Below are 12,502 nucleotides of genomic sequence, written 5' to 3' on the forward strand. Positions count from 1 at the left end.
ATCTATATATTTAGAAAGCCCAAGCAAATGCTTGGGCTTTCTTATTTAATCAAAGTAATTATCTGTAAGGAACTATATCTTAAAAAACTTCTTTATGTGAAATCTTACTTACAATTTTCCAGCCTTCTTTAGTCTTTAGCATATTCATGTAATCAATATACTCATAGGTTTCATATTTTGTTGAAAGTTTCACGTTTGCGGCAGTTTCTGAAATATCTATATAGTATATCTTACTTTCAAATTCTCTAGTTTTTGAATTGGTGAAAAAACCGAAAAACTTTTGAATAGGAATCATTTTATAAGTTCCATCATCACCGATAAATTTCAATGTAGCATTCGGATGAAAGGCTTTTTTAAGCAATTCAGGGTTATCCGTTCTACTTCCTTCAAAATAATTATTGATCCTTTCTTCAACAGCCTCTTTATCACTCACATTCTGAGCAATAATTGAACCGGATAAAAAAAGTGCGAATAGTAAAATTGTATTTTTCATAAGTTACGTTTTAGTAAATCGAAATTAAAGAATCATCAATTTTCATAAAACATATTGGTACTAATGTTTTGTTAATATATGTAAAATCAGAAATAAGATAGAAAGCATAGAGATCATTATACAAAAGGCGATATTCAAAAAAAATCTTAATTTTATATCAAATCTATTTATACTTATGAAATTAACTCGTAAAAAGGTTTTCATTGCCGTTGTCATCATTATAGTTGTATTACTATGGATAGAAATGGCTGTGGGAATTTTTGGCTCACCTATAGCGGGAGATTAAATAATTATTACAATCCTAATGAAATACAAACTTTTAATTACTGTGTTTTTATGTATAAACTCATTTGCACAACAGTATGACTTTAATCTTGTTCACAAAAGTGAATGGAAAAGAAAACATTTTAAGTCGGATGAAAGAATTAATTTGTTTAATACAAATGATTATTCCTACACGTTAAAAATCAAAAACAATTCCCGTGGTTTATGGGCACAAATCTTTGACAAAAAGAGAAACTTTATCCACAATTTCACTATAAAACCAAAAGACTCGTTAAGGTTGGTTTATGTGAACTCAATCAAATGGGACTATTATTACAGAAACATGTTATCATCCTTCTCTGAGCCTACATATAAAAAAAATAAAACATTTATAAACTATTATATTTACAACTCTGAAAATAATATTGTTGGCAATTATAAATTGGAAATTCAAAAAGATGATATTGACCTTTTTACCCCTTTCAAAATGGCAGGAATTGGTCATCCATACGAATACTCACAAACAAAACTACCTTTCAATTTTAAAGTAATTAGCTCCGTTGGTAAAACAATTGAATTTACACAAAACAAAAGAGATACGTATCAAAACGAAGAAATAAAGATTGATAGTATAAATGTATTTTCTCTTAACAAAAAGGGAAAACAATCTAAAAAAGAGACGACTACGTCGAAAACATTTGGTCTTTTAATCTCCACTGAAAAGACTGCGTTAAAAGTTGTTCTACCAAAAAATTTAATTATTATAGAAAAATTACCCAATAAATTTTTGGGTATTTCAGTTGAATAAACAATATCACCTGATTTACTTATATTTGGCATTAAAATCAAACCCATGAAATATTTTATTCCAATAATTGCGTTACTTCTTTTAGTTTCTTGTAAAAGTGAAAACAAAAAATCTACTGCAACTCCTATTCAAGACGTACCTTTAAACGAACGTCCGATACCTCCATTACCTGGAGCAGGAGCATCAACTGCTTTAAATGTTATTGGTGGACCACATTATATATGCCCAAAAAACTGTATTAACGGAAACGGACCTGCCGCAGGAAAATGCCCAGTTTGTGAAACTGAAATGGCACACAATCAAGGCTTCCACACAACTCCGAATACGAGTCCAGCGACACCAATTACTCCAAACACACCTACCACTACAAGTGGGCCAAATGCAAATGGGCAGTGGCATTACACTTGTTCAAATGGATGTGCTGGCGGAGGTGATGCGGCAGGAAATTGCTCAAATTGTGGCAATGCCTTAGCGCATAATGCGGCCTATCATAGTTAGATTAATCTACCCAGTGTAAAACATCTTTCATTACTGACCATCTAGGTTCTTTCAATTCAGAACCTTGACCTTCTATCCAATGTTTAAACAAACGATCTATAGTGCCATCTTTTTGTTTCAACTCTAACCAAGTATTTACAAAAAGTTGCCAACTACTATCTTTTACCATTGGATATGCTGTTGGTATTTTTACCATATCTGGTTGAAGTACAGAAATATTAAATGACGGATAAATGATGGTCCATGCAGAACCCGCTTCTGCTGAAAATATGATAGCATCCATATCATCTGTCTCACCTTTAAAGTATGGACGTGGTGAATTCATTTTTACCAATTCAGCATTTGGTATAAACGCCTTGATTTTATTTTCAAAATACGGGTTGGTATACCCTATTTTTAAATCGGTTTGACTCAATATACTTTCTCTCGATTTAAATAATGTTCTGTTATGGTCTGGAACAATAAATGCAACCGTTTGGTCTAAATAAGTGTCGGAAAGTGTAAATGAATTTAAACCATCGGTAGTGGCCACCAAACCAGACATTACAATATCTAATTGACCTTTTGCTAAAAGTGGTCTCATTTGCGAACGTGTTACTCTATAAAATTCCGGCTCAACATTCAATTCTTGTGCTAAGATATACGCCATTTCTGCGTCGAACCCAACCAATTCTGCTTCCTCGTTTTTAAACGCGAATGGCAAACCATTTGCAACATACCCTACTCTTAATTTACCGCGTTGTTTAATTGTATTAATTTGATTGTAAGATCTTGTCGAAGTAGAATCATTAAGCAAAGTGCTTACTTCTTTAATTTGTCCCTTTTTAAAGTCTTTGGTCAAGCGCATTTCAATAAAACTCTCATACTGCTCACTTTTTCCAAGGGCATAACCCAAATAAAAACGAGTTCCAATTAGTGCTACAATAGTTGAAACAGCACCAATAACAATTCCTCTAATTAATTTTGGCCATAATATTTGAACACTACTTACGGTCATTTTAACCGAAATAATTGTTAAAACAACCAAATGAATTGCCCCTAAAACCACTCTTATTCTATCGGTATACACACTAGAAATTACAAATAGTTGAAACATTTCTTGTGGTAGTTTCATTAAATCTAACAAAAACGGAATTCCGGTAACCGGTGCTACGAAACTACTTAGTAAAGTGGCACCTACAAAAGTTCCATTCTCTATTAAACTGAAAGAACTGCCCATATACCAAGCAGTAAAAGGTACAAAGACAAAAATGACAAAAGTCCCCAAATTGGGAAAAGGATATGCTAATGGCATCATAAGATCTGCTTTGGCCCTGTCTTCATGATTCATGCCATTAAATGCCAATAATTGCTTTACATCATCAATTAATTGCGGTAAAACCACAATTATTTTACCTGTTGCAAAAATAGTTAACAGCGTACTTTTTGTTGCTTTAAATAATGCCTTTGGAGAAATTCCGGTGGTAGTTTGAACTAATAATGGAAGCCAATAAAACCCGAGTAACAAAACTGCGATACTGTAAATGATAATATAGGCATGTAAACGTTGAATTTCTTCAAAACTCATAGTACCTGCATTGTAGGCCGCGATGGCAAAAACTCCGTATGGAGTCATTTTAATAACCATTTTATTGATATGATTCAAAGCATCTGCAATCACATCCATGCTATGCAATAAATTCTTTTTCTCTTCTATCCTACTTAATCCTATCCCTAAGAAAATACTAAATAACACAACTGCTGGTACAATATTATTAGCCATAGAACCAAAAGGATTCGATGGAATGTATAATTCTAAAAAATTAAGAGGCGCCTCTACAGCAACAATTGAAGGTTTAAAAAAGGTAGAGGCTGACCAACTAGGCAAAGCCAATGGCAATAGCACTAATGCCACTACACCTATCCCCAGTAATAAAAACAACACTTTTAAACCATTAAAAACCATGGTGCGGCCTTCTGACAAAGACATACGGCCAAGATTTGCAATAATGGATACCATGATATAAGGCAAGACCGTCATTTGCAGTAAGCCAACAAAACCATCACCAATTATTTGAAAAAAAGAAACATATTCACCAAAAAAAAGACCAACTGCAATACCTGCCAATAGACCAATAATGATTTTCTTAGATAAACTCATAGAAGTATTTTTCTATAAATTTAATACAATCTTTGAGATATGGAATTGAAATCTAATATAACAACGAAACAAATTGAATAGGGCTTCTTCATTACCTAACTTTTTCTTGATAAAAAGTTACAAAAATCAAGACTTGATTTTCCTTTACTTGAATTTTACGTTTTAATCACTTTCAAATCCAGACCGTTTTACTCTTTGTATTCTCAGACGCTAATTAAAACTCAAATTCTAAAAAAATGAAAATATATCCCACAAAAAATAAGCTTAGAGGACTACAATTCAATAATTGTAAATTCTAAATCCAACGGTTTTAGGGCATGTTTAATAGCAGGTATTAAATCCTCTCCATACTCTAAATAGTGTTCAGAAAAGTTTGTATTTCGCTCTTGCAGGCTTTGCTTCGGGAAAATCTCATCTTGCAATTGCTTCATTCTAAGTGTTAAGTCCTTGTATTTTCTGCGTTCTGCCTTTAACAAGCGTTTTTCTAGATTATCCAATCCGTTTAACTGCTTTTGCTTTTGGGCTTTTACGGCACCAATAAAAGATTTGTCTGTTTTTTCGGCTATCCCTTCTAGCACTTCAAAATGGCCATCAATTTGTTGGCGTTGAACAGAAAAATCGATAATAACTTCAGAGTGTTCTGTTATTTTCTTGTTTACCAAGGCTTGCTGCTTCAGAAATAATTCTTCTTTAGTAATTTTCAACTTTTCCATTTTCTCCGCCTGTTTCTCTGCTATTAACACAGCGGAGTTTCTTAAGAGTAAAATAGGAAATGGAACTTCCATTTTTTCAAAAAATGATTTCAATTCAAACCAATAGGCCAATTCACCACCTCCGCCTATATAACATAGGTTTGGCAATATCACTTCTTGATATAATGGCCGCATGATTACATTTGGGCTAAATCGTTCTGGATGTAACTTTAATTCATATTCTAACTCATCCAAATTAAAAGCTATATCTGAATTATTTACCCGGTATTCTTTGCCATCAAACAACATACGCTCTCTAAGGCCATCCACTAAATAAAATAAATTAATCTCACGTGGATTTACTTGAATCTTATAATGCTTTCCTAATTTGCTGCAACATTTGGTTACTTCTTTAAAAGCAGCATTATCATATATATCTTTTTTTACAAATGGTAAAAACTGACGTTTTAAGTCGATATCATCTCCATCAACAATGACCAATCCATATTCAGCAAATAACTCATTGGCCAAATAACGTGTTGCTGCCGTTAAATTAGAATGTTCTAAATAAGCATCTTTAAACAATTGTTTCAACTTTTTTGCATTTGTACTGTTTCCTAATAATTTAGAAAATTCTTCAAAAACAAATTCCATATTCCTATTATCCAATCTCCCAACACCTCCACTAGCCTCTCTTGGCCATGCTACTTTCTTTCCTTTAAAATTAAAATAATGGATTTCTTCAAAATCATGATCTTCTGACGCCATCCAATACACAGGAACAAAATTGTTTTTCGGATAGGTCGTTTTTAACTCCTCAGCTAAATTAATGGCAGAAACAATTTTGTATAAAAAATACAAAGGACCGGTAAACAAATTTAACTGATGCCCTGTGGTTACCGTAAACGTATTTTGTGCTGCTAGTAATTCAATATTATCTAACGTCTTTTTAGAAGCCTTTACTTCTGCATATTGTTTTTTTAAAGATGCCACTAAAACTGTTCTTGTTTCCTGTGAAAAAGATTGTTGCTTCTCTTCTATTTGAGTTTTGAAATTTTCTATTGACGGGAATCTACCTATAAACGGAGTTATACTTTCTTTTTGTTCTAAATAATCTCCTATGGTCTTGGAAAAATAACCCGTCTGTTGAAATGGAATCGTTGAAACTTTGGTCACTGAGTTCTTAATTTTTGATAAAAATACTAAAATTAGTACAGTGGTCGGCACCTGTCAAATTTTCTAACAAACTTTTAACGATTTTCAACTATATTTGGTTTTCCAAATTTTATTTCATGAAAAATTACTTTTTATCCCTACTACTCCTAGTTGCAACCATTTTTACTTATGCTCAACAAATCCAATCGCCTTCCGAATTTTTAGGATACGAATTAGGTTCACGTTTTTCGCGTCACCATCAAGTGGTAGATTATTTTAAATATGTGGCTAATTCTTTATCTAATGTTGAGTTAGAAAAATATGGCGAAACAAATGAACATCGCGAATTGTACTTGGCTATTTTGTCATCGCAAGAAAACATGGATAATTTAGAAGAAATTAGGCTGAATAATTTGAAAAAAACGGGGCTTATAGAAGGAACTTCTTCAGATAATTCAACTGCTATTGTTTGGTTGAGTTATAACGTACACGGTAACGAATCGAACAGTACCGAGGCCTCTATGCAAACAATTTACGAATTGGCAACCAACAAAAAAGATTGGTTAAAAAATACCGTTGTAATTATAGACCCTTGCATCAATCCAGATGGAAGAGATCGTTATGTAAACTGGTACAATCAAGTTAAAAGCAGCCCTTATAATAAAGCCAAACTAGGAAAAGAACACCATGAGCCTTGGCCAGGAGGTAGAGCCAATCACTACTTATTCGATTTAAATAGAGATTGGGCTTGGGCCACACAAATAGAATCGCAACAACGTTTGGTTGCTTATAGCCAATGGATGCCTCAAATTCATGTAGATTTTCATGAGCAATCGTATAACAACCCTTATTATTTTGCTCCGGCTGTAGAACCGTATCACGAAATTATTACGGATTGGCAACGTGAGTTTCAAGTAACTATTGGTAAAAACCACGCGAAGTATTTTGATAAAGAAGGTTGGTTATACTTTACCAAAGAAAGTTTTGATTTGCTATATCCAAGTTATGGAGACACCTACCCTACTTATATGGGAGCAATTGGCATGACCTATGAGCAAGGTGGTGGCGGAAGCGCTGGTTTAGGAATTCAAACGGACAAAGGTTATGAATTGACCTTAAAAGACCGTTTAACACATCATACAGTTTCTGGTTTATCCACAGTAGAGATTTCATCTATAAACGCAGAAAAATTGGTTACGGAATTCGAAAACTATTTCAATAATACAAACCGACATACCTATCAGAGTTTTGTGATGAAAAATAACAATCAGGACAGAACTAATAAATTAATGGCCTTACTAGATAAACACGAAATAGCATATGGCACGCCAACCAGTTCTAGTGCTACTGGCTATTCTTATAAAACTCAAAACCAAGAGAGTTTGAGTTTAAGTGAAGGTGATTTGGTTGTAAGTGTAAATCAGCCGAAAGGTAAAATGGTAAAGGCCTTATTTGAGCCACAAACCAAATTATCAGATTCGCTAACCTATGATATTACTGCTTGGGCATTACCTTATGCTTATGGTTTAGACGCTGTTGCATCTAAAAAATTGGTTGGCACTAAAGCCTACACCAATAAAGAGTTTACTCCTAATATTGTAGATCCTAAGGCTATTGGATATATGGCTAAATGGAACAGTATTTCTGATGCTGCTTTTTTAGGAAAGTTGCTACAGAAAAACATTAAAGTACGCTTAACTGAGACTCCGTTTACCTTAAACGGAAAGACCTATAAACAAGGTTCTTTATTGATATTACAAAGTGATAACAATAAAGACTATGCCACTAAATTAATTGAAATAGCCAATACACAAAAAAGAACCTTAGATGCAAGTTACACTGGATTTGTAGATAAAGGCTACGACTTTGGCTCTAGCAGCGTAAAGCCAATAAACAAGCAACGTGTTGGAGTTTTATCTGGTGATAAAGTATCTTCTCTTGCTTTTGGAGAAGTATGGTATTTCTTTGAGCAAGATTTAAAATATCCATTAACCGTTTTAGATACCGATTATTTTAGCAGAGTAGATTTATCTGAGTTGGATGTATTAATTTTACCAAATGGATCGTATAGCAGCATGCTTAAAGAAAGTAAATTAAAAGAAGTACAAACCTGGGTAAAGAATGGTGGAACCATAATTGCTATGGAACGTGCTTTGAGTAGTTTTGATGGCAAAAAAGGGTTTGAATTGAAGGCTAAGAAAACGAAGAAAGACAGTACTAAAACCAACTTAACGCCTTATAATCAATTAGAACGTAAAAGTGCTGAAAACCTAATTACCGGAAGCATCTTTAAAAATACAGTAGACGCAACACACCCATTGGCATTTGGTTATGACAACAACTACTACACTTTAAAACGAAGTAAAAACACGTTTGACTATTTAAAAAGTGGTGGCAATGTTATTTATACAGGTAAAAACAGCAAACCATTGGCAGGTTTTACTGGTAGCAAAACTGTAAAACCACAAAGCGAAGCCTTATTATACGGTGTACAATCTATGGGAAGCGGTAAAGTAGTGTATATGGTAGAAAACCCATTGTTTAGAGCCTTTTGGGAAAATGGTAAACTGTTTATGGCCAATGCTGTGTTTATGCTAAATAGTAATGAATTAACCGAGTAATAAGAAAAGGTGTGTTTAACCGCCTTTTTTAGTGGCTAAACACACCATAATGTAACTATATACTATAAATAAACACACTGGTGTGTTTATTTATACGCTACACTTCATACCGATTAAAACAAAAACTGATAAAATGAGGCCAAAAGAATTAATAGAAAAATGGGTAAAAACTTTTAATGAGGGAAACGCAGAAAAGATTTCTAATTTTTATCACGATGAAGCAATTAATCATCAAGTGACAAATGAGCCTGTTATTGGAAAAATTGCAATCCGAGAAATGTTTGAGAATGAATTTAATCAAGCCGATATGAATTGTATCATTGAGAACATTTTTGAGGATAATGATTGGGGAATTTTGGAATGGAAGGATCCCTTAGGACTGCGCGGTTGTGGATTCTTTCAATTTGAAGACGGTAAAATCAAATTTCAGAGAGGCTATTGGGACAAATTATCTTTTTTAAGACAACATAAATTACCAATCCCAAAAGAATAAAAAGGATGTAAGCACAACATTGGTTATAATTTATTGAGTCGGATTTCCCTTAACAAACCAAAACCGTTCTACATCTTAAAACAAATCATTATGAAAAGAATATGCATCGTTTTTCTATTAGTTCTTATTAGTTCCCAATCTTATGCGCAAAAACCAAGAGCAAGAGATTTAGGAGTTCCCTTTGTTGGAGTTACTGGAACATTTAATGCCATCACCGATGTTAAAGGTGTTGAAGTTGGCTATAGCACCATTATTGAAGGTGAAGGAGAAAACATTGTAGGAAATGGACCTGTGAGAACAGGAGTTACAGCGATATTTCCTAGAGGAAAGGCTAAAAAATTTAGTCCAGTTTATGCAAATTGGTATAGCCTCAATGGTAACGGAGAAATGACCGGTACAACTTGGGTTACCGAATCAGGTTTTTTAGAAACGCCAATAATGATTACAAATACAAACAGTGTTGGCGAGGTAAGACAAGCTGTTCTTAAATGGTATGTTGATACAGATTGGTATAGTGGAGAAAATTGGTGGTATACCTATCCAGTGGTAGCAGAAACATATGATGGATTCCTTAATGATATTTACGGATTTCATGTAAAAGAAAAGCATGTTTTAGAAGCCATAGAAAACACAACAAGTGGTAAGATTGCTGAAGGAAATGTTGGTGGAGGAACCGGAATGATGTGCTTGGGTTTTAAAGGCGGAACCGGAACTTCTTCTAGAGTCATTAAAATTAAGGATTCAACATATACAGTTGGAGCTATTGTCCAATCAAATTTTGGAGCGAAAAGGAACTTATCAATCGCAGGTGTTCCTGTTGGGGTTGAATTAAAAGATACTTTGAATTATAAATTTAAGGCCCCACCAAAATCAAGGAGACAAGAAGGTGATGGTTCAATTATAGTAATAGTAGCGACAGATGCACCTCTATTACCACATCAATTAAAAAGAATAGCCCAAAGAATTCCTTTAGGAATTGGTACTGTTGGTGGCCGAGGAAGTAACGGTTCTGGAGATATTTTTTTAGCCTTCTCAACAGCAAATGAGAATGCATTTAATCGAGATGAAACTACAACTGTAAAATCTATGTCGAATGACCAGTTGACGCCAGTTTTTGAAGCAACTGTTCAAGCGGTTGAGGAAGCAATTATTAATGCGATGGTTGCTGCTGAAACAATGGAAGGTATTAATGGAAATACAGCGTATGCTCTTCCTCATGATTTACTGGTCGAGATTCTAAAAAAATACAATCGAATTAAAGAATAATAGAGTATATCATTATCCACATTATACTATCTGTTTCTAAATACTTTGCACTCCCACTAAAAAGAAACATGTCACATTAAACCTGCTATTATTTGATACCTCTTTCGAATTGCTTCTTTTGTACTAAATATTGTTTTAGTATTTTCTTAACAAGAATATATTGTGAATAATTGTAGCTATGCATTTAAATTTATGCTACCAAAAATTAAACCATTAGAACTTATGAAAAAAGTAAACTTTCTTTTATTACTTGCTTTCTCAGTAGTATTAAGCGCTTGCAATACTAACAACAAACAGGATACAAAAGATAATGATAAACCAACTTCAGAAGAAACATATCTTGGACAAAAGCCTCCTGGCTTAGTACCCGAATTATTTGCTCCTGATCTTATTCAAAACGAACATAGGCAAGCCGAAGCCGCCTTTACCCCCGATTTAAAAGAATTCTATTTCCGTAGAAGGGGTGGCAAACATAAAAAGAACACTTTAGTCGTAATTCAATACAAAGACAATAGTTGGGTTGAGTCCGTTGTACCGCCTTATGCCGGAGAGCCATTTATATCTCCTAACGGCAAGAATCTTCATTTAGGAAAGAAATATAGAGAACGAACGGATACTGGATGGTCTGAAGTTAAAAGCCTTGGTCCTATGTTTGACAATGAGGACTTGGGTATTATGCGTGTTTCAACCTCTATAAATGGCACCTATGTTTTAGATAATTATAAAAGTGATGCTATTTGGATATCAACAATGAAGGATGGTATACGCCAAGCACCAAAAAAGATGGATTCGGTGATTAACATTGGTAAATGGACAGCACACCCATTTATTGCACCGGATGATTCCTATTTAATTTGGGATAGTGAAAGAGAAACTGGGTCTGGAAAATCCGATCTCTTTATCAGCTTTAAACAAAAAGATGGCTCTTGGAGTTCAGCAATTAATTTAGGTGATACGATAAATTCAGAATTCGCTGATGCCTATGGAAGTGTATCATCAGATGGAAAGTATTTTTTCTTTCATAGGTCTTATGGAGGCGACACTGGAGATATATTTTGGGTAGATGCCCAATTTATTGAGAAACTAAGACCAAAAAATTAATCAACAAAACAAATTGAACAATGAAAAAAGCGTATTTTATTTTACTGCTTGTATGCGCACTATTTTTAAATGCTTGTACTAATAATAAAAGTCAAAACTCAAAAAATAGTGATTCATTAAATGTAAAAAGTCCATACTTTGGGCAAAAACTACCAGGATTAACTCCTGAAATCTTTGCTCCTGGAGTTGTTTCATTAAATGGAAGATTTGAACATTCCGTTTCGTTTTCTCCTAAATTGGATGAAATTTATTATACGGCTAGTATAAAGGATGAAGATCCAAGTATCTATTTTTCAAAACTAGAAGGCGAAAAATGGACAAGTCCAAAAAAAGCAAATTTCACAAAAGGCAAAAAAGCAGGAGAAATGCAAGGGTTTGTCAGTCCTAAAGGTGATAAGATTTATTTTACGGCTCATAACCCATTTACATTGCCTGAGCATGAAGAGTCTGTTAAAGCTTGGTATGTAAACCGTCTTGATAATTCCTGGAGCGAGGCAACACAACTAGATTCTCCTATAAACAAAGATTTCGTTTTTTACTTGAATCAAGCAACAAATGGAGATCTCTACTATTTCAACGTTTCGAAACGAAAAACATATTATGCTCCCAATAGAAACGGTAAGTTTCCTGAAGTACATGAGGTAGAAATCGGAGGTGCTCATGCTTTTATTGCTCCATCACAAGACTATATTGTGGTAAATGCTAGAAACACAGAAGATGCTCAAAGAAAAAGCGATATCTATGTCTATTTTAAACAAAATGATGGAACGTGGTCAAAAGCAATAAATCTTGGCCCTGAAGTAAATTCTAAATTTGCTGAAACATGTCCGAGTATCACTCCAGATGGTAAGTATTTATTTTTTGCTAAATATGAGGAAGAAGGCGGAGAATCTAACATTTATTGGGTAAGTACAGAAGTTATAGAAAATCTAAGGCCCTAAAATACAACTATGGCAACCTCAAAGTGAAGT

10 protein-coding genes are annotated in these 12,502 nt (G+C 33.8%); 7 read left to right on the plus strand and 3 right to left on the minus strand.

Annotated elements, in window-relative coordinates; all coding sequences use genetic code 11:
• Positions 1-79: 79 nt before the first annotated feature.
• On the minus strand, positions 80-493 hold the full coding sequence (locus RM519_RS11750) for a nuclear transport factor 2 family protein (protein WP_311594008.1): 414 nt from the start codon (positions 491-493) through the stop codon (positions 80-82).
• Positions 494-797: 304 nt separating this feature from the next.
• Here RM519_RS11750 and RM519_RS11755 point away from each other — a divergent pair, with 304 nt between their 5' ends.
• Positions 798-1,565, plus strand: coding sequence for a hypothetical protein (locus RM519_RS11755; RefSeq protein WP_311594009.1), 768 nt, complete (start codon positions 798-800; stop codon positions 1,563-1,565).
• Positions 1,566-1,610: 45 nt separating this feature from the next.
• On the plus strand, positions 1,611-2,063 hold the full coding sequence (locus RM519_RS11760) for a heavy metal-binding domain-containing protein (protein WP_311594010.1): 453 nt from the start codon (positions 1,611-1,613) through the stop codon (positions 2,061-2,063).
• Between the two features lies 1 nt (position 2,064).
• Here RM519_RS11760 and RM519_RS11765 read toward each other — a convergent pair whose 3' ends face one another.
• Together RM519_RS11765 and bshC are read right to left on the minus strand one after the other, a co-directional pair.
• Entirely contained in the window at positions 2,065-4,203 is a 2,139-nt protein-coding gene (locus RM519_RS11765) for a cation:dicarboxylate symporter family transporter (RefSeq protein ID WP_311594011.1), read from the minus strand.
• Between the two features lie 272 nt (positions 4,204-4,475).
• Positions 4,476-6,071: a bacillithiol biosynthesis cysteine-adding enzyme BshC gene (gene bshC, locus RM519_RS11770; RefSeq protein ID WP_311594012.1), complete on the minus strand. Its 1,596-nt coding sequence runs from the start codon at positions 6,069-6,071 to the stop codon at positions 4,476-4,478.
• Positions 6,072-6,187: 116 nt separating this feature from the next.
• On the opposite strand from bshC, the gene RM519_RS11775 reads away from it, so the two are divergent.
• From RM519_RS11775 to RM519_RS11795, 5 genes are all read left to right on the plus strand, one after another.
• Positions 6,188-8,671 (plus strand): M14 metallopeptidase family protein, encoded by a 2,484-nt coding sequence (locus RM519_RS11775; protein ID WP_311594013.1) that lies wholly within the window; start codon positions 6,188-6,190, stop codon positions 8,669-8,671.
• Positions 8,672-8,804: 133 nt separating this feature from the next.
• Positions 8,805-9,164, plus strand: coding sequence for a nuclear transport factor 2 family protein (locus tag RM519_RS11780; RefSeq protein WP_311594014.1), 360 nt, complete (start codon positions 8,805-8,807; stop codon positions 9,162-9,164).
• Between the two features lie 90 nt (positions 9,165-9,254).
• Entirely contained in the window at positions 9,255-10,430 is a 1,176-nt protein-coding gene (locus tag RM519_RS11785; protein WP_311594015.1) for a DmpA family aminopeptidase, read from the plus strand.
• A 222-nt stretch (positions 10,431-10,652) separates the two neighbouring features.
• Complete coding sequence (locus RM519_RS11790) at positions 10,653-11,531, plus strand: TolB-like translocation protein (RefSeq protein WP_311594016.1); 879 nt, start codon at positions 10,653-10,655, stop codon at positions 11,529-11,531.
• Positions 11,532-11,551: 20 nt separating this feature from the next.
• A complete protein-coding gene (locus RM519_RS11795; RefSeq protein WP_311594017.1) occupies positions 11,552-12,472 on the plus strand; it encodes a hypothetical protein in 921 nt (306 codons plus the stop codon).
• The last annotated feature ends 30 nt before the right edge of the window (positions 12,473-12,502 follow it).

The sequence above is a fragment of the Urechidicola vernalis genome (assembly GCF_031846385.1).
GTDB classification, from domain to species: Bacteria; Bacteroidota; Bacteroidia; order Flavobacteriales; family Flavobacteriaceae; genus Urechidicola; species Urechidicola vernalis.